The following is a 24129-nucleotide window of genomic DNA, read 5'->3' on the forward strand; positions in this document are numbered from 1 at the left end:
CACCGGCTTGCTTGCCTTCCAGCGCCTTTTCCAGGCCCGGGATGATGTTGGCGGCACCGTGCAGGTATACCAGCGGCGCACCGCCGGAGGAGCTGTCAATCACCTCCCCGGCGTCGTTGGTCAGGGTATAGTCGATGGAGACAGCCTTGTTGGCGGCGATCAGCATGGGGTAAGACCTTTTGCATAAGAATGTAGAACGCACAAGTGTAACCAAGGCATCGCCTGATTGCGAACGCACCTCGGACGAGGGGCGACCCACCAGTCGGATCACCGGCTTCCACCAGGACCAAGAGGGCCACTGGGTGGTCGAGCTGTCCTGCGGCCACACCCAGCACCTGCGCCACCAGCCGCCGTGGCAGGCACGCCCATGGGTGCTCGACCCGGCGCAACGCGCGCAGCGCATCGGCCAGACTTTCGCCTGTGGCTGGTGTGCACAGGGGGCCGATAGCGCTACCCTTGGCCGTTGATTCCTTGCAACGCTTATTTCGAGAAGCACATGCAGACATTTTTCATCGCGCCGACCGACTTTGGTGTCGGCCTGACTTCCATCAGCCTGGGCCTGGTGCGCACCCTGGAGCGCGCCGGGCTGAAGGTCGGCTTCTTCAAGCCGATCGCCCAGCCGCACCCTGGCGACACCGGCCCGGAGCGCTCCACCGAGCTGGTCGCCCGCACCCACGGCATCAAGCCGCCCATGCCCCTGAGCCTGGCCCAGGTCGAGCGCATGCTCGGCGATGGCCAGCTCGACGAACTGCTCGAAGCGATCATCCGCCTCTACCAGCAAGCCTGCGTCGGCAACGACGTGGTGGTGGTCGAAGGCATGGTGCCCACGCGCCATGCCAGCTACGCGGCGCGGGTCAACCTGCACCTGGCCAAGAGCCTGGATGCCGAGGTGATCCTGGTGTCGGCGCCGGAAAACGAAGTGCTCAGCGAGCTGTCCGGGCGCGTCGAGCTGCAGGCCCAGCTGTTCGGTGGCCCGCGTGACCCGAAAGTGCTCGGCGTGATCCTCAACAAGGTGCGCACCGACGAAAGCATGGCCGACTTCGCCACGCGCCTGCGCGAGCATTCGCCGCTGCTGCGCGGCAACGACTTCCGCCTGCTCGGCTGCATCCCCTACCAGCCCGAGCTGAACGCCCCGCGCACCCGCGATGTGGCCGAACTGCTCGGTGCCCAGGTGCTCAATGCCGGCGACTACGAGCAGCGCCGCATGAACAAGATCATCATCTGCGCACGCACCGTGGCCAATACCGTGCCGCTGCTCACCCCAGGCACCCTGGTGGTCACCCCGGGCGACCGCGACGACATCATCCTCGCCGTGAGCCTGGCGGCGATCAACGGCGTGCCGCTGGCCGGCCTGCTGCTGACCAGCGACAGCAAGCCCGATGCGCGCATTCTGGGTTTGTGCCGTGGCGCCCTGCAGGCGGGGCTGCCGATCTTGTCGGTCAGCACCGGCTCTTACGACACCGCCAACCAGCTCAATTCGCTGAACCGGGAAATTCCGGTGGATGACCGCGAGCGCGCCGAATTCATCACCGATTTCGTCGCCAGCCACCTCGATGCCGCCTGGCTGCATCAGCGTTGCGGCACCCCGCGCGAGCTGCGCCTGTCGCCGGCGGTGTTCCGCTATCAGTTGATCCAGCGCGCCCAGCAGGCTAACAAGCGCATCGTCCTGCCCGAAGGGGCCGAGCCTTTGCTGGTGCAGGCTGCGGCGATCTGCCAGGCGCGCGGCATCGCCCGCTGCGTGCTGCTGGCCAAGCCCGAGGAAGTCGAGGCGGTGGCCCGGGCCCAGGGCATCACCCTGCCGGCCGACCTTGAGGTGCTCGACCCGGAGCTGATTCGCGGGCGCTACGTGGAGCCGATGGTCGAGTTGCGCAAGAGCAAGAACCTCAACGCGCCCATGGCCGAACAGCAGCTTGAGGACCCGGTGGTGATCGGCACCATGATGCTGGCACTGGATGAGGTCGACGGGCTGGTCTCGGGCCTGGTGCACTCCACCGCCAATACCATCCGCCCTGCCCTGCAGCTGATCAAGACCGCACCTGGCGCCAGCCTGGTGTCGTCGGTGTACTTCATGCTGTTCCCCGAGCAGGTGCTGGTGTACGGCGACTGCGTGATGAACCCGCATCCCAGTGCCGACGAGCTGGCGGAAATCGCCCGACAGAGCGCCGAATCGGCACTGGCCTTCGGCATTGCGCCGCGGGTGGCGATGATCAGTTACTCAAGCGACTCGGCAAGCGACGAGGAGGTGGAGAAGGTGCGCGAAGCGACGCGCCTGGCGCAAACCACGGACCAGGGCCTGCTGATCGACGGGCCGCTGCAGTACGACGCTGCCGCCAACCCGGACATTGCCCGCCAGCTGGCGCCGCAAAGCCCAGTGGCCGGGCGCGCGACGGTGTTCGTGTTCCCCGACCTGAATACCGGCAACACCACCCACAAGGCGGTGCAGCGCAGCACCGACGGGGTCAGCCTGGGGCCGATGCTGCAAGGCTTGCGCAAGCCGGTGAACGACTTGCCCAGAGGGGCGCAGGTGGACGATATCGTGCATACCATCGCCCTGACTGCGATTCAGGCCAGCACCCGGCAGTAAAAGCAATGGGGCCGCGATGCGGCCCCATTTGGTTCGGTCAGGGGTACTGCTGTACCTGCCCTTGCTGGTCGTACTGAGCGCCAGGGATCGGCTTCAAGTTGACCTCGACGCGGCGGTTCTGCGCCCGGCCGTTGGCGTCGGCGTTGCTGGCGATCGGCTGGTCCGGGCCCATGCCACGTACCGAGACGCGCGAAGCATCGACACCCTGCGAGGTCAGGTAGCTGCTGACCGCCTGGGCACGGCGCTGGGACAGGTCCATGTTGTGCTGGCGGCTGCCGGTGCTGTCGGTGAAGCCAACCACTTCGATGGTGTTCTGGTTGAACTGCTTGAACGAGTTCGCCAGGTTGTTCAGCGGCGAGTAGAAGCTTGGGGCGATGTTCGCCGAGTCGGTGGCGAAGGTGATGTTGCCCGGCATGATCAGCTTGATCTGGTCGCCCTGGCGCTGCACTTCGACGCCGGTGTTGGCCATCTGCGCGCGCAGCTCGGCTTCCTGCTTGTCGGCGTAGTAGCCGTAGCCTGCGGCCGCGGCGCCCACTGCGGCGGCGCCGATCAGTGCACCCTTGCCGCGGTTGTTGTGGTCGATGGCAGCACCGGCGATGGCGCCGGCCAGCGCGCCCAGGCCGCCGTACTTGGCGGTCTTGCTCATCCCTGTGGAGCCGCCTTGTGCCTGACCTTGGCTGTCATAAGGGTTCTGGCTCGCGCAGCCGGTCATCAAGGCTGCAGCGGTTGCGACGATAATCAGACGACGCATGGTGAACATGGACAAGCTCCTACAAAAATTCAGTTGTGCGGCAGATCGCAGATGGATCGATGCCAGCCTTGGATCACATGAAGGCGAATTAATTCCATAAAAACATGTTCATACGGATTCATGCCCGCACGAACGGGTTCTCGCGCATCTCGTCACCCAAGCGGGTATCGGGGCCGTGGCCGGTGACCACGATCGCGTCTTCATCCAGGCGATACAGCCGCTCCTTGATCGACCGAACGATAGCCCGTTGGTCGCCACCCCACAAATCCGTGCGGCCAATCCCCCGGCGGAACAAGGTGTCGCCGGCGATCAGCAGCTTGGCGTCGGCGAACCAGAAGCTCATCGACCCCGGGGTGTGCCCCGGCGTGTGCAAGGCGACGCCGCAGCCACAGGCCAGTTCCTCGTCGTCACCCAGCCAGCGGTCTGGCGGCGGCACTGGCGTGTAGGGCACGCCGAACATCTGGCATTGTATTTCCAGGTTGTCCCACAGCGCCTGGTCAGCCTTGTGCAGGTGCAAGGTGGCGCCGGTGAGTTCCTTGAGCTTGCCGGACGCAAGGAAGTGATCGAAGTGCGCGTGGGTGTGGATGATGCTCACCAGGGTCAGGCCGTGGGCCTGCAGGCGGGCGAGAATCTTCTCCGGGTCGCCGCCCGGGTCGACGACGATGGCCTTGCGCGTGAGCGGGTCGCCGATCAGCGTGCAGTTGCACTGCAGGGGGCCGACGGGGAAGGTTTCGCGGATGAGGGCTAGCGGTGTGTTTTCCATGAGCGTCAAATCAATCGAATAGCGTTTGGATGCGAGCCAGCGCGTCGAGGATCACCCCCTCAGGAACCGACTCGATGCGTTTGGCGCCTCGGGCTTCAAGGTCGACCGTGCGAAGCTGGTTGCAGAGCATCACCCCTTGGGTCTGCGTGCCCGCGCCGCTGAGGGTAACGGCAAATCCGGCATGCCTGGCGAAGTCCGCGCCTTGGGATATGGGTACGATCACGGCAAGGCCCGAGGCATTGAAGGCAGCCGGCGAAATCACCAACGCCGGGCGCCCACTGCCCTGCTGCTCGCGACCTAGCGTAGGGTCGAGATTGACACGCACGATATCGCCTCTGCCGAACCCGCCCCGCCTCACACTTCACGCCCCAATGGAGGCATGGCGTTCCAGCCGGCCATGTCCTCGGGCTCCGGCGCGTTCAGGTCACATTGCGCCATCAGCTCTTCGAGGGTGTATTTGGGTTTGGGCCTGACGGGTTTGAGCACCAGCGTTTCGCCTGCAGTGTCCAGGCTCAGGGTAGAGCCGACACCGAGGCGCATCTGTTTGAGCACTGTCGACGGCAGGCGAATGGCGGCGCTGTTGCCCCATTGCTGAATTTTGATCTGCATGAGTATCTCCCAAGGTAGATACATAGTAGAAACCCTCCAAGTGATTGCAAGTGAAATGTAGAAACGGCGTATCTACAGTTTCGCTCACCTGCCAGCAAAAAAAGCCTGGATCTCACCAGCAAGAGCTTCCACACGAAGTCTTGGGAAACGGCCTACAAATGCTCACTCGGCATTCAAGGCAAATACAACTTGAACAACCCACCCCCAAGCGTCCCGCCGTTGGAAATCTCGATCCGCCCACGCACCCCGTCACGTTCATGCAACGCCGCGATGCGCGCCGCAAAGTACAGCCCAAGCCCGGTGCTGCCGCCCTGCGCCTCGATGCCCTGCACGTAATCCTGCTGCCGCTCGAGCATGCGCGCCGGGTAACCGGGGCCGTCGTCGTTGACGCTGATGACCAGGTGATCGTTTTCTTCGCCAATGCTGATCAACAGCGCATGCCCGGCATAGCGCGTGGCATTGGTGACCACATTGGCGATCACCGAGGCCACCAGCTCGCGGTCGAAGAAGCCCAGCGGGTTGTCGCTGTCGATGCGCCAGGTAGCGAGGATGTCGTTGTGCTCCAGCACTTGCTGGTGGGCCGCCAACTGAGCTTCGATGAAGTCATCCAGCTCATGGTAGTCCGGGCAGATCGGCAGCTGGTTGACGCCCAGCTTGTACAGCCCCAGCAGCTGCACCAGCATACCGTTGAGGTGGCGGAACTCGTGCTCGATCACGCCTTGCTCGGTACCGCCGCGCAGCTCTTCGGGCAGGCGCGCCAGCCACTGGTCGTGGGACTGGATCAGCGCTGACAGCGAGTTTTTCAGGTCGTGCACGGTGGAGGCGATCACCGTGGAAAAATCCAGCCCCTGATTGTCCTGGCTCATGCGCCGAACACCTTGATGTGCAATTTGCGATAGCGGTCGTAGCGGCTGTCGCTGGCGGGTATACCGGCCACGCTGGTGAGGCAGGCGCGGCATTCCTGGAGGATGGCCGGCGGCGTGGCTTCGCCGCCGATGCGCAGCAGTGCCTGGGCGGTGTTGAGCGCGATGCTGATGTTCTTCGGCTGAAGCGACAGGGCCTTGCGGAACATCTGCAACGCTTCGTTGAGCTGCCCGGCCTGGTAGCTGCGCACCCCCTGGCGGTTGAGGTCGACCGCCTCGGTGACCGCGCCGAGCACGCTCGGGTCGTCGGTCAGCTTGGCCACGCTCTGCATCACCTTGGGGTCGTCGCCGTAGGTTTCCACGCAGCCTTTGAGGATGGTGCTGCCGGCGCTTTCCTGGCCCAGTGACTGCAACTGCCTGGCCACGGTCAAGGCCGCCTCGACCGAGAAGAACTGGTCCATCTTGTCCAGCCGGGCAATGGCCTGCTCGGTGAGCTTGGCGGCCGTTTCGGCATCGCCGGCCTGCTGCAGGCTGGCGGCTTTCATCAAGCGCGCACGCACCTGCAGGCCCTGGTCGTCGGCGTTGTCCTTGGCCACTTCGCTGAGCACGGTGTTGATCTCGACGCGGGTACGCGCGTCGAGGCCGAAACCGGCGTTCTTGTTCATCAGCGCCTGGACCAGCCCAAGGTTGCTTTCAGCGTCCTTGTAGCGCGAGCTCTGGCCCTGGTTGACCGCATGGCGAAACGCCTTGGAAGCGCTCTCGAAATCTTCGTTGTCCAGCGCCAGCTTGCCCAGCGTGGCCTGGCGGCGTACTGCCAGCGGCGACAGGCGCACCGCTTCTTCGAGCATGTTCTGCGCACGCTTGGTGTCGCCCTGGGCGACCAGCACATCGGCCATGCCGTCGTACAGGCCGGGCATGATCGGGAAGGCTTTGAGCGCCTGCTCGTACACCCCCTGGGCCTGGGCGTGCTGGCCGCGCTTGTGCATCAGGCTGCCCAGCGCGGCATACACCCAAGGCTGCGGGCGGCTGGCGAGGATGGTCTTGAGAAACTTCTCCAGCTCCTCGAAGCGGTTCAGCGCACGCAAGGCATCGGCCCGGTAACGCAAGCACAGCGGCGCGAAACGCGGGTCTTTCTTGCACAGCTCGGCACAGGCCGCCAGCACCTCGGCCGGGCGGCCGCGGTCCAGGGCCTGGAGAATCGGCTTGAGCAAGGTCTTGCGCTGGGTCAGCTTGTCCAGGCGCTGGGCCAGGCCGACGCGGTTGAACGGCTTGGTCAGGTAGGCGTCCGGCTCATGCTCGAGGGCGCTGAGCACGATCGCCTGGCTGCTTTCGGCGGTGACCATGATGAACACGCACTCATGGCTGATCAGCTTGTCGAGGATCATGTCCTCGAGCACCTGCTGGCCGTTCTTCTTGCCGTCACCCAGGTGGAAGTCCTGGAGAATGAAGTCGTAACGCTTCTGCCCGCACATGCGCAGCGCTTGCTCACCGCTGTCGGCAGTGTCCACGTCACGCACGCCCAGCTCGCGCAGCATGGAACGTGTCGAGGTGCGGAAGTCGGTGAAGTCGTCGACGATCAGAAAGCTCTTTTGCCCGTACTGCAGCATCAACTCGACCTGTGTTGGAGGATGGGAGTGCGGCGATGCCTATACCGCCGAATCCTGTATCGGCCGCTGGTCGGGAAATATGAGGGTACTGCACGCAACGCTGAACGATAGCCTCAGGCCAGCAGGCCCAGCGACTTGGCCCGGGCCACCGCCTGGGTTCGACGCTCCACGCCCAGCTTGCTGTTGATGTGGCTGGCGTGGGTCTTGACGGTGTGCAGGGAAATGAACAACCGCTCGCTGATCTGCTGGTTGGAACAGCCCTGGGCAATCAGCTCCAGCACTGCCAGCTCACGGCCGCTCAGCGCTTCGCCGGCACCTGCGGCGGGCATGGCAAGCTCGGGCAGGTGCGCCAGCAGCTTGGCCTGCACCTGGCAAGCGGGCTGTACAAGCAGCTGCTCACGCAGCCATGCCGGATGCAGTTCTATCAGCCGCTGGAATGGCAGCAACACCCCGCCACGGGCTGCTGCCAGGGCCATTGGCAGTTGCCCGGCAGCCTCGCCCTCGCGCCCGTCGGCCAGCAACAGGAGCATCCACTGGCACGCCGCGCTCAAGGCCAGCAACATGCCGCCCGTGGCCTGGCCACGCTCGACCAGGGCACACAGGCGTACTTCGGCCTCGTCGCTGCGCCCCTGTACCCGCTCGAGCAGTGCCTGCTGCAACTCGATGTGCAAGGGCAGCAAGGGGTGGAACTCCGGCGCCGCCGCCGGATGCTCGCCGCCATAGGTCTGCCCCAGGCGCAGCAACCACGACTCGGCAAGGTCGGTACGCCCCTGGGCCAGCCACAGCTCGCATTTGACCAGGGTAATCATGGCCAGGTAGAAAATCGGCGGCACGTCCCAGATGTGCATCAGCCGCTCGGCCTCGGCCAGCTCGGCGAACGCCTCGGCATAGTGGCCCTCGCGGCCATCGAGCGCGGCGATCACACAGTGGCCGATGAGCACGCTGATGTCGCGACAGGCACGCGCCTCGCCCAGCCCGGCCCGCAGGCGCGCACGCCCCTGGGCCGGCTGCAGGCGCGATACCAGCAGGTAGCCTTCGTACAGGGTCAAGCGCGCGCGCACGGCATACAGGCGCTGCGCCGGCAACCCCTGCAGACGCTGCAACCCCTGGCTCACCTCCTCCAGTGCCCGCAGCACCTCGCCCCGGGCATGCAGCACGCGGGCGCGGTCGTAGTGCGCCAGGGCCTCGAACAAGGGGTTGCCGACCCGCTGCGCCAGCTCGAGCGCTTCGCGGTTCCAGCCCCGCGCACGCCAGTAGTCGGCATCGGCGATGGCCAGGTTCGACAGCGTCGACAGGCATACCAGCCGTTGCCCATAGCGCTTGCACGGCAGGCTCTGCAGCGCTTCGCTGCAATAGGCCAGGGTGCGCTGACGATCACCACGGCCACGGGCGATGACCCCGCTCAATGCCAGCCACTGCGCCAGCATCGACTTCTGCGCCGTGGCCGAAGGCGCGGGCAGGAAGCGGCTGAGGTTGCTCGCCAGCTCTTCTGCAGCATCCAGCTGGCAAGCCAGGCCCAGGGCCCAGCTGTACAGCACGATCAGCCGCGGGGTGCTGATCAGCAGGCTGTCGGGCAGGTCCATCTTCCAGCGCAGCAGCATGCCGACGTTCTGCTCGGCCAGCAGTTGCTCCTCCGAAAGGCTCTGCACCAGGTTGGCGGCAACGTCCAGATGGCCGGCGCGCAGAGCCTGCTCCACGGCTTCGTCGAGCAGGCCCTGGGCCTGGAACCAGCGGCAGGCACGCAGGTGCAGGCGGGCCAGCGGCTCGCTGGACTGGCGGCTGCGCAGCAGGTCGGAGAACAGGTGGTGATAACGGTACCACTGGCCGTGCTCGTCGAGCGGCACCAGAAATACCTGGTGCGCCTGCAAGAAACGCAGGATCACGGCGCTGTCATGGCGCTCGCGCAGGGCATCGCAGAGTTCCGCGCAGAAACGCTCCTGGCACGCGGTGTCGAACAGAAAGGCCTGCACGTCCTGCGGCAGGATGTCGATGACTTCTTCGAGCAGGTAGTCGCGAATCAGCCCCTCGCCCCCGTGCAGCGCCTGGGGCAAGGCATGCTCGTCGCCGCTTTCGCTGGCGGCCAGTTGCCAGAAGCGCAGCCCGGCCACCCAGCCGTCGCTGCGCTGGATCAGGTTGTCCAGGGCCTGGCCGCGCAGCCCGGTCGGCTGGCAGCCGATGACGGCCAGCGCCTCATCGGCGGTCAGGCGCAGGTCCTGTTCGTTGAGTTCGGTCAGTTGCCGCGACAGGCGCAGCCGCGCCAGGTGCCAGTCCGGGCGCTGGCGGCTGGTAATGAGCAACACCAGGCCGCTTGGCAGGTGGTTGAGGAAAAACTGCAGGCAGCGGTCGAGTACCGCCCCCTGGGCCAGGTGATAGTCGTCCAGTACCAGCAGCAAGGGCGTATCGGCCTGCAGGTAGAGTCCCAGCTCGTCGAGCAGGCCGTCGATCCACTCCTCGAAGGCGAAGGGCTGATGGCGCTGGCGCATCTTCAGCAGGCCCATGGCCTGCCCGCCCAGGGCCGGGCAGTACTGTTGCAGCCCTTCGAGCAGGCGCTCGAGGAAGCGGCCAGGGTCGGCATCGCGCTGGCTCAGGCCGAGCCACAGGCTGCGCCAGTGGGCGGGCAACGCCTCGCAGAACTCGATGGCCAGGGAGCTTTTGCCGAACCCCGCCGGGGCGTTGACCAGCAGCAGGCGCCCGGCGAGGCCCGCGTGCAGGCGCTGGCACAAGCGCGCACGCGCGACGTGGCCTTCCGGTAAAGGCGGCCGGAAGAAACGCCCGTCCAGCAGGCCCATGGCCTGGCTGGCGAATCCATGCGTACGGGACAGATCTGTCATGGCCGGCTCGTTATGATTGGAAGACAACGGCGGTACGGATTGTTGCGAGACTAGCCGGTAACGCAGCGCATTTGAAGACAATGGGCGCCATTACCCAGGAAAAGACTGCGACAAAACGCAACATGGCTGATAGACAGCGGCTGCCACAAGGGTTTGGCGGGGTATTCAGCGCAGTGATTGCCCAGGCAGAACAGAAACGCCCCGGCAAGCCGGGGCGTTCTGGGAGATCACACGGAGGGGGTTACTGCTTCAACGAATACCGGTCTGGCGCAGCGCGGCAGGCTGGAAGTCGGCCTTGCTGGCACTGAAGCCGAAGTCGTAGGAGCGCTTCTCTTCGTTCTTCATGCCCAGGGCCAGGTAACGACCCGATTGCAGGTCATAGATGGCTTCCAGGGTGTACCACGGCACCTGCACGTTGTAGTAGTCCTGGGAATGCGCCTCGGAAACGCGCCACAGCTGGTTGCGCCCGTCATACTGGTCGATCACCGCGGCTTGCCAGGTGTCCTCGTCGATATAGAAGTCACGCTTGGCGTAGATATGCCGCTGGCTCGGCTTGAGCGTCGCGACCACATGCCATACCCGGCGCAGCTCGTAACGGGTCAGGTCCTGGTTGATGTGGCCGGCCTTGATGATGTCGGTGTACTTGAGCTTCGGGTCGTCGAGCTTGTAGGCGTTGGAGGCGATGTACAGCTCCTTCTTGCCTTCGAGCTTCCAGTCGTAGCGGTCGGGCGCACCGTTGAACATGTCCAGGTTGTCCGAGGTACGCAGGCCGTCGGCAGCGGTACCCGGGCCGTCGTAAGACACCTGCGGCGCCTTGCGCACCCGGCGCTGGCCGGTGTTGTAGAGCCACGCCTGGCGCGGTTCCTTGACCTGGTCGAGGGTCTCGTACACCAGCAGCACAGAACCGGCCAGGCGCGCCGGCGCGGTCACCTCCTGCTTGAAGTAGAAGAGGATGTTGCCCGGGTTGTTCGGGTCGTAATCCTTCATCTTGTCGCGGAACACGAACTGGTCGGAAAAGTACACCGGGTTGAAGTCGCCGTTCTTTTGTGGCGTTGCCTGGGTCACGAGACGGCTGACGCTGCCGCCACGGTAGCGGGTGATGTGGTTCCAGATCACCTCCAGGCCACTTTTGGGGATCGGGAACGGCACGGCGGTCTGGAAGTTGTTCAGGCCGTTGCCGCCCTCGACCAGGGTGGTGCTGGTGGCGTTCTTCTTGATGGCGGCGAACACGTCGTCAGGCACGGTGGCGCCACGGTGAGTCTTGTACACCGGGATCCTGTAGGTGTCCGGGTAGCGTTTGAACATCGCCACCTGGCCCGGCGACAGCTTGTCCTTGTACTGCTCGACGTTCTGCGCGGTGATGGTGAACAGCGGTTTTTCGCTGCCATAAGGGTCGGCAAGGAAGCCCTTGGCGTCGACGCTGCCCGCGGTCTTGGACAGTGGCTGCCATGGGCCGATGGAGCCATCGGCGTTACCGGCCTTTTCCGCGCCCATCGGGGTCAGGGTAGTGCCCAGCTTGGCCGCTTCATCAGCGGAAACCGCAGCCATGACGCCGGTCGCCAGCAGGGACAGGCCCAGCACACCGGCTTGCAGCAGACTTCTGGTCTTGTTCATGTCGTGTCGTCCTGGATCTGTGTGCTTAGAAGTTCACGCCGAAGCTGAGGGCGACGAAGTCGCGATCATCCACGGTGCTGTACTTGCCGTCGAAGAAGTTGGTGTACGACAGGCTGGCGGTGTAGGTATTCAGGTACTCCGCGTCCAGGCCAAGGCTGACCGCCTTGCGGCCTTCCTCGAAGTTGCCGCCTGGGCCTGGCGAGTAACCGGACACGTCATGCGACCAGGCCACGTTCGGCTTGAGGTTGATGCCGGCGAACACGTCGTTGTAGTCCCAGATGACCCGCGCGCGGTAACCCCAGGAGGTGCTGGTGGTGTAGCCGTCGTTTTCGCACTTGCGGTTCAGGTTGGTGGTCGAGGCTCCCGGGCCTGCACCGGCGATGGTGCTGGCATTGAGCGCCTGGCAGGTATCGGCACCGCCGGTGGCGGGCAGCGGGCCGGGGCCGAACACCGGGTCACGGCCATAGCGGGTTTCGTGGGCGTTCTCCAGGCCACCGACATGGGTGACGCCCAGTTCACCGACCACGGTCATGCGGCTGGCGCCCATCACCTGGTCGAAGAAGTGCGTCAGGGTGGTCTGGAACTGGGTGATTTCCTTGCGGTTATAGCCATGCAGGTCCTGGCCTGGCGTGCCGTTGAGCAGCGATGCGTTGGCCAGCGCCCCGCCAATCGGCCGCACGCCGGCGAACAGGATGTCGGTGGTGTTCAACTGCACCGGCGCGTTCGGCCGGTAGCTGAGTTCACCGCTCCACGCGGTGCCAGTGGGCAAGGTGGTGGAGAAGCTCAGGCCATACAGGCGGATATCCTCGGGGTACTCGACGAAGTACTTCGAGTTGCCGGCCACGATCAGCGGCGCCAATGCCCGCAGTTGCGGCGGCAGCTGGCTGAGGCCGGCGAACACCGATGGCGAGGCGCCGGTGGCGCTGAAGATCGGCGCGCGGCTGTGGTAGTTCATGAAGTAGGCACCGAACTCGGTGTCCAGCGGTTCGAACATGTAGCGCATGGCCACGCCGAACTGGCCGCTGTCGCGGGCATCGCGGTCGGCGCCACGGGCCACCATCACGCCTTCTTCGTTGATGTTCACGCCGCGCGTGGCGAGGAACTGCTGCGCCGCTGCCGGCACGGTACGGCTGCTGTTCAGCACGCGCAGGTTGTCGGTGCAGCCATCGGCGATGATGTCGGGCTGGGAGAAGAAGGTGCCGCAGTTGTCGACGACGGTCTGGTCCCATTCGATCTGGTAGAAGGCTTCGGCCGACAGGTTGTCGGTGAGGCTCTGCGAGATGTAGAACATGTTGACCGGGATCAGGCCTTCCTTGATCTCGGCGCCGGGGCGGCGGAAGGCGGCCACGTCGATCGGGTTGATCGAGTTGATGCCGCCGCCGATGAAGGTACTTTCACCCCAGTTCACCACCTGCTTGCCCAGGCGCACCGAACCCGGCTGATCGCCGATGGAATAGTTGTGGTAGACGAAGGCGTCGAGCAGCTGGGCGCCGGAGGACTTGGCGCCTTCCTTGCGGCCGGAGTCGCTGATGTCCTTGAACGGGCGGCTTTCATCCTTGAGCTCGAAGTCGTACCAGTACTTGCCACGCACGAACACGCCGGTGTCGCCGTACTTGAGCTCAAGGTCATGGATGCCCTTGAAGATCTTCGAGAAGGTTTCGCCCTTCTTGAAGTTGAGGTGGCCATCGTCAGAGGTTTGCGACAGGCCCTTGCCGCCATTGTTGACGCCGATCAGGTTCTTGTTCGGGTTGGCGGTCGACCAGCTGGCCCCGACGGAAAGCGACGAGTCGAACTGGCCCTCGATTTCACCGATGTTGAAACTGACCGCAAAAGCAGGACTTGCGAGCGTGGAAGCAAGGCTGACGGCCAAAGGCAGCTTGGCCCGGCGCCAGAACGTGTTTGCAGATGTCATCGACGCTACTCCATGTACTTTTTTGTTATGGCAGTGAGTCCTTTCAAGAACGGCCCGAGCGACCGGTATGCGGGCTTGCACCCGCAGCGACACGTGTTGCGCGTGTCGCCCTCCCCCATTCCTGAAAATCCCCTGGCCCCGACTATAGCCAGCAGGCACAGGTGCTTGATCCCTCTAAAGTGTGATTTGCGCGCTGCGGCGCCATTTCATCCTGACGTTATCCAGGCTGGGCATTGGCAACGCTCAAGCATGGCGTAATTTTCTCGTTTGGCAAGGCACCAACCGCTCTAGCGTGCGGGTCGCGTTATGACGCACGCGACCCGCCGCAGGCTCATACGGTCGACAGGAAGGCGCTGTTGCTGGCCTGCCACTGGACGATGTCCTGGCGGATGCGCTTCTTGTCGAGCTTGCCGACACTGGTCTTGGGAATTTCAGTAACAACGGCGATCTGGCTGGGAATTGCCCACTTGTTGATGTGCCCTTCTTCGACGAATGGCTTGAGGTGATCCTTGAGCGTCCTGGCATCGATGACCTGGCCGTCACGCGCCACCAGCAGGGCGAACGGCCGCTCGCCCCACTGCGGGTCGGCCACCCCGACCACGGCCACTTCGCGCACGGCGGGGTGGCGGCTGATCAGGTCTTCGAGGTCGAGGGAGGAAATCCACTCGCCACCGGTCTTGATCACATCCTTGATGCGGTCGCGGATATCGATGTAGCCCATGCCGTCCAGCGTGGCGACGTCACCGGTGTGCAGCCAGCCGCCCTGCCACAGCTCCTCGCTCTTTTCCGGCTCCTTGAAGTAGCCCATGGTCAGCCAGGGCGCGCGCAGCACCAGCTCGCCCTGGGTCTCGCCATCGGCGGGCAGGAAGTTGCCTTCGCCATCGACGATCGCCGCCTCCACCAGCGGCACCGGCACACCGGCCTTGATCCGGTAGCTGACGCGCTCGTCCTCGCTGCCTGCCTGCAGCTCATCGTTGAGGTGCGCGGCCGAGATCAACGGGCAGGTTTCGGACATGCCGTAGGCCGCCGTCAGCTGGATGCCACGGGCCAGCGCGGCCTGGTACAGCGAACGGTTGAGCGCGCTGCCGCCGATGATGATCTTCCAGCCGCCGAAGTCCTGGCCTTGCGAGCTCGGGCAGTTGAGCAGCATCTGCAGGATGGTTGGCACGCAGTGGGAGAAGGTGACCTTCTCTTCGCGCCACAGCTTGATCAGCATGTCTGGCTCGTATCGCCCGGGGTAGACCTGCTTCATGCCCAGCATGGTGGCCGCATAGGGGATGCCCCAGGCATGCACGTGGAACATCGGCGTGATCGGCATGTAGACGTCGTTGCTGCCCAGCAGGCGCACGCTGTCGATGCTGCCGGTGACCGAGGCCTCGGCGAGGGTGTGCAGCACCAGCTGGCGATGGGTGAAGTACACGCCCTTGGGGTTGCCGGTGGTGCCGGTGGTGTAGAAGGTGGTGGCCACCGAGTTCTCGTCGAAATCCGGGAAGTCGTACTGCGGGCTGGCGGCGGCGAGCAACTGCTCGTACTCGCCCACCAGGTTGGGCAGCTCGGCGGTCTTGCTCGGGCCGTCGGTCAGCAGCAGGGTCTTGTCGACCGTGGTCAGTTGCCCGGCGATGGCCTGGTACAGCCCGACGAAATCGCTGTTGACCAGCACCACGCGGTCTTCGGCGTGGTTCATGGTGTAGAGGATCTGCTCGGGAGACAGGCGCACGTTGATGGTGTGCACCACGGCGCCGATCATCGGGATGGCGAACATGCATTCCAGGTAGCGGTGGCTGTCCCAGTCCATCACCGCCACGGTGTCACCGGCCTTGACCCCGGCCTCGGTCAGCACGTTGGCAAGCCGCGCGATGCGCTCGCCCAGTTGTGGATAGGTCAGCCGCAGCTGGTCGCGGTAGACGATTTCGCGGGTCTTTTCGTAGCGGCTGCCGGACATCAGCAGGCGCTTGATCAACAGGGGGAACGAATAGGCGCCCTCGGCGGGCTTGATGATGCGGGTCTGCAGCATGGGTATCCCTTCTTGAAAAGCGAGCCGGACAAGTCAGGGAACAACTGTAGTTCGCCATTGTGACGACCAAATCAGCCGAAGGAATGATTTGGCGGCAGAAGGTATGAGTGGCATTGTGCGGGTTGCCCCCTCTTTGCCATTGCCACTGGAGCCTTACCGATGCCCAGCCCGCGTCGCGCCGTGTTTCTCGACCACCAGTCCCTGGACCTCGGGGACCTCGACCTGTCCCCGCTGCACGCTCAGTTCGACGAACTGCAGCTGTTCGCCGCAACCCGCCCCGACCAGGTCGCCGAACGCCTGCAGGGCGCGGTCGCGGTGGTGAGCAACAAAGTCATGCTCGACGCCCAGGCGCTGGCCGCCAACCCCCAGCTCAAGCTGATCCTGGTCGCCGCCACCGGCACCAACAACGTCGACATGGCCGCGGCACGCGCCCAGGGCATCACCGTGTGCAACTGCCAAGGCTACGGCACGCCCTCGGTGGCCCAGCACACCCTGGCCCTGCTGCTGGCACTGGCCACGCGCCTGTGCGACTACAACCAGGCCGTGGCAGACGGGCAATGGGCCAAGGCCAGCCAGTTCTGCCTGCTGGACTTCCCGATCATCGAGCTGGAGGGCAAGACCCTCGGCCTGCTCGGCCATGGTGAGCTGGGCGGTGCCGTGGCGCGCCTGGCAGAGGCCTTCGGCATGCGCCTGCTGAGCGGGCAGATCCCCGGCCGCCCGGCGCGTGACGACCGCCTGGCGCTGGATGAACTACTGCCGCAGGTGGATGCCCTGACCTTGCACTGCCCCCTCAACGAGCACACCCGGCACATGCTCGGCGCCCGCGAGCTGGCCTTGCTCAAGCCCGGTGCGCTGGTGGTCAACACCGCGCGCGGCGGGCTGATCGACGAACAGGCGCTGGCTGACGCCCTGCGCAATGGCCACCTGGGCGGCGCCGCCACCGACGTGCTCAGCGTCGAGCCGCCGACCCAGGGCAACCCGCTGCTGGCGGCAGGCATCCCGCGCCTGATCATCACCCCGCACAGCGCCTGGGGCGCGGTGGAGTCGCGCCAGCGTATCGTCGGCCAGCTCAGCGAGAACGCCCAGGCCTTCTTCGCCGGCCAGCCGCGCCGCGTGGTCAGCTGAGCGCAGCGACCGGCTCTGCTACACTGCGCCACTTTTTTCAGGAGGCGTCGTCCATGGACCCGCGCAGTGAAGTGTTGCTCCGCCAGGCGGACCTGTTCCAGGGCCCGCTGCTGCTCGCCGGCGCCCCCGCCGACGACCTGCTCGGCCAGTTGCCCAAGGCCCATGGCTGGACCTGGCACGCGGGCGATCAGGCCATGCTCGACAGCCGCTTCGCCGGGCGCAGCCACTATGGCGTGGAGGCCCCGCCGGTGGCTTTCGAGGCGGCCGTGCTGTTCCTGCCCAAGTCCCGCGAGCTGGCGGCCTACCTGCTCAACGCCCTGGCCTCGCGCCTGGCGGGCCGTGAACTCTACCTGGTGGGCGAAAAGCGCGGCGGCATCGAAGGTGCGGCCAAGCAGCTGCAGGCATTCGGCAAGCCGCGCAAGCTCGACAGCGCCCGCCACTGCCAGCTGTGGCAGGTGACCGTGGAACAGGCGCCTGAAGCCAAGCCGCTGGAAAGCCTGGCCGAGCACTTCACCCTCGAGCTGGAAGACGGCCCGCTGCAGATCGTCAGCCTGCCGGGTGTGTTCAGCCACGGCCGCCTCGACCGCGGCACCGCGCTGCTGCTCAAGCACCTGGACAACCTGCCGGCCGGCCATGTGCTGGACTTTGGCTGCGGCGCCGGGGTGCTTGGGGCAACGGTCAAGCGGCGTTATCCACAAAGCCAGGTCACCCTGCTGGATGTGGACGCCTTCGCGGTGGCCGCCAGCCGCCTGACCTTGGCGGCCAACCAGCTGCAAGGCGAGGTCATCAGCGGCGATGGCATCGACGCCGCACCGCGTGACCTGAGCCTGATCCTGAGCAACCCGCCGTTCCATACCGGCGTGCACACCAATTACCAGGCTTCGGAAAACCTGCTGAAAAAATCGGGCGAACATCTGCGAAAAGGCGGAGAAATGCGCCTGGTAGCGAACAGCTTCCTGCGCTACCAGCCGCTGATCGAAGGGGCCCTTGGCAACTGCCAGACCTGCGCCGAGGCCGACGGCTTTCGCATCTACCGTGCCACACGTGGATAGAAACAGGGCTTGCCGAAAGCGTTTCGGCTAGGCAGAATCCGCACCGTCCTAGGGGAGTAGTCTCCCGCGAGCGCCTTGCTCGCCCGGCACGCGTCAACACACTTGGCCCACAGGCCATGGCGCGTGCGACCCACGATCTGCGCAGACAGGTCCAGGGTTTGACAAGACCTATGACACGCACACCTTACCCGGGGCGGGGAGGCTGTACGTGTCATAGCCGTGTCGACCCGCCCCCGTAGGAATCCTGATGCTGGAATCTCTGTTGGTCCCCACCGCCATCGTTGCCCTCGCCGAAATCGGCGACAAGACGCAATTGCTCGCGCTCATCCTCGCTGCCCGTTTTCGCAAGCCCTGGCCGATCATCGCCGGCATCATCGCCGCGACCCTGGCCAACCATGCCGCCGCTGGCGCGGTAGGTGCCTGGGTCAGCGGGTTCTTCACCGAGACGACCTTGCACTGGATCCTTGCCGCGAGCTTCACCGCCACCGCGCTGTGGACGCTGGTGCCGGACAAGATGGACGACGATGAGAACCCGGCGCGCCGCTTCGGCCCGTTTTTGACCACGCTGATCGCGTTCTTCCTGGCGGAAATCGGCGACAAGACCCAGGTCGCCACGGTGATGCTGGCGGCGCAGTATCCGCACCTGATCATGGTCATCATCGGTACCACCCTGGGCATGCTGATTGCCAACGTGCCGGTGGTGCTGGCAGGTAACTTCGCGGCGGAGAAACTGCCGCTGACACTGATTCGCCGCCTGGCGGCAGCTGCCTTCATCGTGCTGGCCGTGGTGGCCGTGTACTCGGCGATGAAGACCAGTGGCTGGGTGGGGTAACTGCAATTTGGCGCCGCGCTGCGGCCCATCGCCGGCAAGCCGGCCCCCACAGGGTATTGAGTGTGGGAGCCGGCTTGCCGGCGATGGGCTGCAAGGCAGCCCCAAGGCGAACTTACTTCTTGGCCGCTTCGTACAACGGCATCACCTTGGGAATCGCTGCCTGCAGCGAGGCGATCCGGCTTGCCGATGCCGGGTGAGTGCTCATGAACTCGGGCGGTGCACCTTCGGACGCCTTGCTCATCTTGTTCCACAGGGTGATCGCGGCGTTCGGGTCGTAGCCGGCACGCGCCGACAGCTCGAGGCCGATGAGGTCGGCTTCGTTCTCGTTGGCGCGGCTGTTGGGCAGGGTCATGGCGTAGTTCACCACCTGGTCTGCCAGGGCGATGCTGTCCTGGCCGAGGCCAAACAGCGCACCGGCGCCCTGGCGCGCCATTTCCACGCCATAGGCCTTGGACATCGCTTCACGGCTGTGCTCGCGCAAGGCGTGGGCAATTTCGTGGCCGACCACGGCGGCGATCTCGGCATCGGTCAGCTTGAGCTGATCGATCAGGCCGGTGTAGACGATGATCTTGCCGCCGGGGCCGCAGTTGGCGTTGAGCTCATCGCTCTTGATCACGTTGACTTCCCATTGCCACTGCGCAGCATCCGGGCGGAACTTCGGCGCCTGGGCGATCAGCCGGTCGGCGATGGCCTGGACGCGCTTGGCATCGTTGCTGGACTTGTCCAGCACGCCTTTGCTCGACGCCTCGCCGAGGGTCTGCTGGTACGACTGGGCGTACATCTGGTTGACCTCAGCGGTCGACAGCATGCTGAACATGTACTGCTTGCGCTCGACGCCGACAGCGCCGCCGCTGGTGGTATTCACTGCCTGGCAGCCGGCCAGCAGGATGCCAGCACTCAACAGGCTGACGACAAAAGACTTACGCATGAAAACACTCCCTTTTTACATGCGCCGTATCCTAGGCCGAGTCGCCTGGGCCTGCCATAGCCGCAGGGAAGATTTATTCAGCTGCATCGGCCTCTTCGCGGGGCAAGCCCGCTCCCACAGGTTCGCCACCTTACTGGTGGGAGCGGGCTTGCCCCGCGAAGAGGCCAGTGTGGCCAGCCCATCAGGCCGGGGTCAGGCACTCCGGGGCATCCAGCTTGGGATCATTGACGAAATTGGCCAGCGCCCGCTCGCGCAGCGTGGCCGGGGGGCTGGCCAGCAACTCGTGCAAGCGGGGCAGTGGCGTTTCAGGGTCCAGCCACGCGGCCTGGCCGGCGTCATCGAGAATCAGCGGCCGGCGCTGGTTCATCGCCGCCTGGGTCACCACCGCGCAACTCAACCACACCTGATCCTGCACCGGATACGCCTCCCACACCGCAGCGAAATACAGCGATGAGCCCTCCCCCGGCGTCAACCAGTAAGGCCGCTTGCGCACCGTGCCACGCCACTCGTAGAAACCATTGGCCGGCATCAGGCAGCGCCGCTGGCGAAACGCCTCGCGGAACATCGGCTGTTCCGCCAGGGTCTCGGCACGGGCGTGGGCAGGTGTACGGGAAAGGTCGGTTAGCCAGGCCGGCGTCAGGCCCCAGCGCGCCATGGCCACTTGCATCTGGCCGTCGAGCTGGCGCTGGATCAGCACCGAGCCACCGGGCGAGATGTTCCACTGCGCCGGCTGGCCGGCAGGGAAACCTGGCAACCCGGCGAGCACCTGGGGCCAGCGAAACAGGGCGTAGCGTCCACACATGGGCGAATTCGAAACCTAGCAGATCAAGGTACCGGGATAACTCTCCGGTTCGTCGCCGGCAAGCGGCTGGGCGCCATTGTACGCATCGATCAGCTGCCGTGCGTAACCGGCCTGCTCATTGGGCACCGCCAGGCCCAGCAAACCCTGCATCGGCAGCTCGCCGACGCCGCCCATCAGGTCACGCCCGACCAGGTGCACCTCGACCCCCTCGCTGGCCAGCATGCCGACCAGCATCTCGGCCTCCAGCAGGTTTTCCGGTTCGTAGATCCGTTGCATCAAGCATCGTCCTCGCGTCTGACTTCGAGCAACCATTCGTCACCATGCACCTGCAGGCTGAACACCACAGGCTGGCAACAAACCTGACAATCTTCGGTGTAGACCCGATCGCCAGCGGAAAGGTCGACGGTGGTCTCTACCGGTTCGCCACAATAGGGGCAATCATAGAAGTCGATTTCCAGCATCGCGGCCTCCGCGGTGACTTGTGCGTATAATTGCCGGTCTGTTTACAGGGCCTGCGTGTGTCCGAGCCGTTTTTCGGGCCCCACCCCTACCTTATTACCCTAGCCGTTTCCAACAAGAGAGCATGATGGGCGAATTCGATGCCATCCGACCGTACGACGACGCTGAGGTCCCTGCCGTTCTGGCACGCCTGCTCAGCGACCCGGCATTTCTCGATATCCTCACCCACTTCCGCTTCCCGCGCGCCGCTGGCGCCCTCGGCTGGTTGCTCAAGCCGCTGATCGCCCGGCGCCTGCGCAAGGAATTCGCCGGCGTCAGCTGCGTGTCCACGCTGCAGGACAAGGTCGAGTACTACGTCGACCAGACCATCGAGCGCGCCACCGACGGCGTCACCTACTCCGGCGTCGAGCAGCTCAAGTCGGGCACCGCCTACCTGTTTCTGGCCAACCACCGCGACATCGTCATGGACCCGGCCTTCGTCAACTACGCGGTGTACCACGCAGGCCTGCCCACGCCGCGCATCGCCATCGGCGACAACCTGCTGCAAAAGCCGTTCGTCAGCGACATGATGCGCCTGAACAAGAGCTTCATCGTCCACCGTTCGATCACCGGGCGGCGGGAAAAGCTTGCGGCCTACCAGCTGCTGTCGGCCTACATCAACCATTCGATCCGTAACGACGGCACCTCGATCTGGATCGCCCAGGCCGAAGGGCGGGCCAAGGACGGCGACGACCGCACCGATTCGGCGATCCTCAAGATGTTCCACATGAGCCGCAAGGACGAGCCGTTCGGCAGCGTGATCCAGGGCCTGAACCTGATACCGGTGTCGATCAGCTACGAATACGACCCTTGCGACCAGGCCAAGGCACGCGAGCTGTACATCCGCGCCACCACCGGCACCTACAAGAAGGCCCCGGGCGAGGACGACAACAGCATCGCCAAGGGCATTACCGGCTACAAAGGCCGCGTGCACATCAACTTTGCCGCGCCAGTCACCGACTACTACGAAGACACCAAGCAGCTGGCCCAGGAAATCGATCGGCAGATCCTCGGCGGCTACCGGCTGTTCCCGGTGCACTACCTGGCTTATGCGATGTGGAGCGAGAAGGACGAGGCACTGCAGGTGCCGAGCGCCGAGCAGGTGTTCCCGGCCGAGGAGCTGGCCAAGGCCAAGGAAGAATGGCAACGCCGCCTGGATGCCTGCCCCGAGGAGCAGCGGCCGTACCTGGTGCTGCAGTATGCGACCCCGGTGCGCAATCAGTATCAGGTCAGGCAGCAGGCGCCGGTGGCCTGAGGCTTTGGGCCTTGGGGCTGCTTTGCAGCCCTTTCGCGACACAAGGCCGCTCCTACAAGGGTTACGCGTTACCTGTAGGAGCGGCCTTGTGTCGCGAAAGGGCCGCAAAGCGGCCCCAAAACATCAGATCCAGGTACTGAACCAGGACAGCATCAAGGCCAAGGCCAAGCAAGAGAACCCCAGGATGTAGAAGTAGCGCGGCACGCGCTGGTCGAACGCATCCACCACCCCCTCCTCCACCGCCAGGCTCTCGCGGGCATCGGCCTCGCGCCGCCGTGCGCTGTGCAGCAGCAAGCCGCCTGGGCAGGTCATCAGCAGCGCCAGCAGATTGATCAGTTTGGTCGGGTGGGCGGACAAAAAGCCCCAGAGCACTTGCAACGACATCACGCAACCTCGGACAGAACGACAGCGAAGGCCGGCATTCTACCGAAGTCCACCCTGCGCGCCCGGCCGTGGCGACCAACTGTCACTTAATTTCATCTGTCACATGCTCGTCATCAGAACAGGCCACCCTGTCGGCCTCTTCTGATACCGGAGCTTGTTCATGCTGCACGCCGAAAACCAGGATCGCCTCTATCTCGTGGCCCAGAGCGATGAGCAGCAGGCGCTGATCGACGGTTTTGCGATCAATGTCCAGGACCGCCAGTGGCTGGTCTACTGCGCCCTGGGCGGGCATGTGCACCATGACCTGCCGGAAGTGGACATGCTCACCGGCGTCAGCGTGCTGGATTTTCATATCGAAGCCGCTTGATGCAGGCGTAGAAAACAAAAAGCCCGCTGCCTGAACCCAGGCAGCGGGCTTTCTTGCGTTACAGCGCCAGGCTTACTCGCCCAGCACCTGCCCGATGGTCGGGTCCTTGAACAGGCGGGTCAGCGCGTCGCTGAGCACATCACCCACCAGCTTGGTGTTGGTTTCCTGGTTCGGCGCCATGCCGAAGCGCTGGTCCAGCGAAGCGCCGTAGCGGCCGCTGTAACGGCGGTTGGCATTGGCCACGTCGGCACGGAAGGTGGCACCGATGGTGGCCTCGGTCACGTACAGGTTGTCCTTGGGCGACTGGTACTTGAGCTCGGCCAGGGTCACGGTCAGCTGTGGCGCGTTGTAGGCGTTGGGCGTCGGGGTGAAGCCCAGCAGGCGCACGGCAGCTTCGGCCTGGGCCTGAAGCTTGGGCACCACATCGTTGCCGTTGACGCTGATGGTGCTGGTTTCAGGGTACATGCCACCCCGGGTGCCCAGCGACTGCGAAGCCCGGCCATCGACCACCTTGACCACCACCGGCTGGCCGTGGCCGACCGGTGCGAGCTGGGCATTGAGCTTGGGTTGCGGGCTGAGTTGTTGCGGGCTGTGGGCACAACCGACCAGGCTGAGGCTGGCCACGGCGATCAAACCGAACAACAGACGTTGCAACATGCGCGTTTCTCCAGAAAATGCGGCAAAGGCCCACAGTATACCTAGCCGAGGGCTGACCAGTCATCGGCCCGGCACCCCTGTCACAATCGTTTCATGGCGGCAACGTTATCCTTGCGCCAAGCCCTAAATGCACAGGACTCGCTGCCATGGCCTCGTTTTGGACCTTGCTCTTCCAACGCCCGCGCGACAACTGCTATGCCCGCCTCGACGACCAGGGCAAGTGCCTTGCATTCAAGCAATGCCGCCAGCCGCCAGGGGGCAGTGGCTGGGTGCAGATCGGCGAAATCCACCTGGCCTGGCTGGGCCGCGAGCTGCCCGCCGAAGCACGGGTTTGCAGCCATGCAAACCGCCGCTGGCAGCAGCGCAGCCTGCCAGCCTGACAAACGCTGCAATAAAAACCACGAATTACGACCTTTCTGCCCGCGACATCGCTATAATCTCCCCCCGATTATAAGGACGTCTCCTGATCGGGCCCCGCACCTGCCGCTTGACCCCGGCACCTTCACCGCCCCAGCCCACAGAGAGCCTTCCACTCAGGTCTTGCAACGGCTGTCGTGCCTGCTTTTCCGGCCCTTCGCACTGCATGAACCTGTGGGTTGCCATCGCGCAGTCCCCTTTTGAGGTTCACGTCTCCAAAAGAGCGTGAAAAAACGGTTTTTCACAACTTCACGAGAGTGTGGC

Annotated in this window: 25 protein-coding genes and 1 riboswitch; of the genes, 8 read left to right on the top strand and 17 right to left on the bottom strand. The window is 64.7% G+C overall.

Going from position 1 to position 24129, the window contains the following annotated elements; all coding sequences use genetic code 11:
• On the bottom strand, positions 1–166 hold a 166-nt coding region (locus tag B3E94_RS15485), incomplete at its 3' end, for an FKBP-type peptidyl-prolyl cis-trans isomerase (protein WP_286914225.1).
• Between the two features lie 13 nt (positions 167–179).
• Here B3E94_RS15485 and B3E94_RS15490 point away from each other — a divergent pair.
• Positions 180–467 carry a DUF3565 domain-containing protein gene (locus B3E94_RS15490; protein WP_286914191.1) on the top strand — a complete coding sequence of 96 codons (288 nt, stop codon included), beginning with the start codon at positions 180–182 and terminating at the stop codon, positions 465–467.
• Positions 468–496: 29 nt separating this feature from the next.
• Positions 497–2584, top strand: a complete 2088-nt coding sequence (pta, locus tag B3E94_RS15495) for a phosphate acetyltransferase (RefSeq protein ID WP_176516833.1) — start codon at positions 497–499, stop codon at positions 2582–2584.
• Positions 2585–2621: 37 nt separating this feature from the next.
• Here the strand turns inward: pta and B3E94_RS15500 are convergent, their stop codons facing one another.
• The 10 genes from B3E94_RS15500 to B3E94_RS15545 form a co-directional block, all read right to left on the bottom strand.
• A complete protein-coding gene (locus B3E94_RS15500) occupies positions 2622–3344 on the bottom strand; it encodes an OmpA family protein (RefSeq protein ID WP_176516831.1) in 723 nt (240 codons plus the stop codon).
• A gap of 109 nt (positions 3345–3453) precedes the next feature.
• Positions 3454–4098: an MBL fold metallo-hydrolase gene (locus B3E94_RS15505; RefSeq protein ID WP_286914192.1), complete on the bottom strand. Its 645-nt coding sequence runs from the start codon at positions 4096–4098 to the stop codon at positions 3454–3456.
• Between the two features lie 10 nt (positions 4099–4108).
• A complete protein-coding gene (locus tag B3E94_RS15510) occupies positions 4109–4456 on the bottom strand; it encodes a type II toxin-antitoxin system ChpB family toxin (protein WP_313395548.1) in 348 nt (115 codons plus the stop codon).
• Positions 4453–4731 (bottom strand): AbrB/MazE/SpoVT family DNA-binding domain-containing protein, encoded by a 279-nt coding sequence (locus tag B3E94_RS15515; RefSeq protein ID WP_286914195.1) that lies wholly within the window; start codon positions 4729–4731, stop codon positions 4453–4455. Before B3E94_RS15515 ends, B3E94_RS15510 begins: the two co-directional genes overlap by 4 nt.
• 149 nt (positions 4732–4880) lie before the next feature.
• Entirely contained in the window at positions 4881–5573 is a 693-nt protein-coding gene (locus B3E94_RS15520; RefSeq protein WP_236237861.1) for a sensor histidine kinase, read from the bottom strand.
• Positions 5570–7177 (bottom strand): tetratricopeptide repeat-containing response regulator, encoded by a 1608-nt coding sequence (locus B3E94_RS15525; RefSeq protein WP_286914196.1) that lies wholly within the window; start codon positions 7175–7177, stop codon positions 5570–5572. Before B3E94_RS15525 ends, B3E94_RS15520 begins: the two co-directional genes overlap by 4 nt.
• Positions 7178–7290: 113 nt before the next feature.
• On the bottom strand, positions 7291–10008 hold the full coding sequence (locus B3E94_RS15530; RefSeq protein WP_286914197.1) for a LuxR C-terminal-related transcriptional regulator: 2718 nt from the start codon (positions 10006–10008) through the stop codon (positions 7291–7293).
• Between the two features lie 249 nt (positions 10009–10257).
• The gene (locus B3E94_RS15535) at positions 10258–11622 is read right to left on the bottom strand and encodes a DUF1329 domain-containing protein (protein ID WP_286914198.1); all 1365 of its coding nucleotides are present in this window, start codon (positions 11620–11622) and stop codon (positions 10258–10260) included.
• 25 nt (positions 11623–11647) lie between these two features.
• A complete protein-coding gene (locus B3E94_RS15540) occupies positions 11648–13534 on the bottom strand; it encodes a DUF1302 domain-containing protein (protein WP_286914199.1) in 1887 nt (628 codons plus the stop codon).
• A 331-nt stretch (positions 13535–13865) separates the two neighbouring features.
• A complete protein-coding gene (locus B3E94_RS15545) occupies positions 13866–15548 on the bottom strand; it encodes a fatty acid--CoA ligase (RefSeq protein ID WP_236237866.1) in 1683 nt (560 codons plus the stop codon).
• A gap of 159 nt (positions 15549–15707) precedes the next feature.
• On the opposite strand from B3E94_RS15545, the gene B3E94_RS15550 reads away from it, so the two are divergent.
• From B3E94_RS15550 to B3E94_RS15560, 3 genes are all read left to right on the top strand, one after another.
• The gene (locus B3E94_RS15550; protein WP_286914201.1) at positions 15708–16673 is read left to right on the top strand and encodes a 2-hydroxyacid dehydrogenase; all 966 of its coding nucleotides are present in this window, start codon (positions 15708–15710) and stop codon (positions 16671–16673) included.
• 53 nt (positions 16674–16726) lie between these two features.
• Entirely contained in the window at positions 16727–17725 is a 999-nt protein-coding gene (locus tag B3E94_RS15555) for a class I SAM-dependent methyltransferase (RefSeq protein ID WP_176516812.1), read from the top strand.
• Between the two features lie 39 nt (positions 17726–17764).
• Positions 17765–17885, top strand: a riboswitch (yybP-ykoY riboswitch).
• Between the two features lie 90 nt (positions 17886–17975).
• Positions 17976–18557, top strand: coding sequence for a TMEM165/GDT1 family protein (locus B3E94_RS15560; protein WP_176516900.1), 582 nt, complete (start codon positions 17976–17978; stop codon positions 18555–18557).
• Positions 18558–18669: 112 nt separating this feature from the next.
• Here the strand turns inward: B3E94_RS15560 and B3E94_RS15565 are convergent, their stop codons facing one another.
• The 4 genes from B3E94_RS15565 to B3E94_RS15580 form a co-directional block, all read right to left on the bottom strand.
• The gene (locus tag B3E94_RS15565) at positions 18670–19485 is read right to left on the bottom strand and encodes a M48 family metallopeptidase (RefSeq protein ID WP_176516811.1); all 816 of its coding nucleotides are present in this window, start codon (positions 19483–19485) and stop codon (positions 18670–18672) included.
• 181 nt (positions 19486–19666) lie between these two features.
• Entirely contained in the window at positions 19667–20287 is a 621-nt protein-coding gene (locus tag B3E94_RS15570; protein WP_286914202.1) for an SOS response-associated peptidase, read from the bottom strand.
• Positions 20288–20302: 15 nt separating this feature from the next.
• Positions 20303–20563 (bottom strand): putative signal transducing protein, encoded by a 261-nt coding sequence (locus tag B3E94_RS15575; RefSeq protein ID WP_176516809.1) that lies wholly within the window; start codon positions 20561–20563, stop codon positions 20303–20305.
• On the bottom strand, positions 20563–20748 hold the full coding sequence (locus B3E94_RS15580) for a CPXCG motif-containing cysteine-rich protein (RefSeq protein WP_286914204.1): 186 nt from the start codon (positions 20746–20748) through the stop codon (positions 20563–20565). The genes B3E94_RS15575 and B3E94_RS15580 overlap by 1 nt, the downstream gene beginning before the upstream one ends.
• Positions 20749–20870: 122 nt before the next feature.
• Here B3E94_RS15580 and B3E94_RS15585 point away from each other — a divergent pair, with 122 nt between their 5' ends.
• A complete protein-coding gene (locus B3E94_RS15585; protein WP_236237871.1) occupies positions 20871–22040 on the top strand; it encodes a 1-acyl-sn-glycerol-3-phosphate acyltransferase in 1170 nt (389 codons plus the stop codon).
• A gap of 123 nt (positions 22041–22163) precedes the next feature.
• Here B3E94_RS15585 and B3E94_RS15590 read toward each other — a convergent pair whose 3' ends face one another.
• Entirely contained in the window at positions 22164–22424 is a 261-nt protein-coding gene (locus tag B3E94_RS15590; protein ID WP_286914205.1) for a hypothetical protein, read from the bottom strand.
• 160 nt (positions 22425–22584) lie between these two features.
• Here B3E94_RS15590 and B3E94_RS15595 point away from each other — a divergent pair, with 160 nt between their 5' ends.
• Entirely contained in the window at positions 22585–22791 is a 207-nt protein-coding gene (locus B3E94_RS15595; protein ID WP_176516802.1) for a hypothetical protein, read from the top strand.
• A 72-nt stretch (positions 22792–22863) separates the two neighbouring features.
• Here B3E94_RS15595 and B3E94_RS15600 read toward each other — a convergent pair whose 3' ends face one another.
• Complete coding sequence (locus tag B3E94_RS15600; RefSeq protein ID WP_176516801.1) at positions 22864–23448, bottom strand: YajG family lipoprotein; 585 nt, start codon at positions 23446–23448, stop codon at positions 22864–22866.
• A 146-nt stretch (positions 23449–23594) separates the two neighbouring features.
• On the opposite strand from B3E94_RS15600, the gene B3E94_RS15605 reads away from it, so the two are divergent.
• Entirely contained in the window at positions 23595–23828 is a 234-nt protein-coding gene (locus B3E94_RS15605) for a hypothetical protein (RefSeq protein ID WP_176516799.1), read from the top strand.
• Positions 23829–24129 lie beyond the last annotated feature (301 nt).

Origin of the sequence: Pseudomonas sp. UBA6315 (assembly GCF_002438125.1) — a bacterium.
Taxonomy (GTDB): domain Bacteria; phylum Pseudomonadota; class Gammaproteobacteria; order Pseudomonadales; family Pseudomonadaceae; genus Aquipseudomonas; species Aquipseudomonas faucium.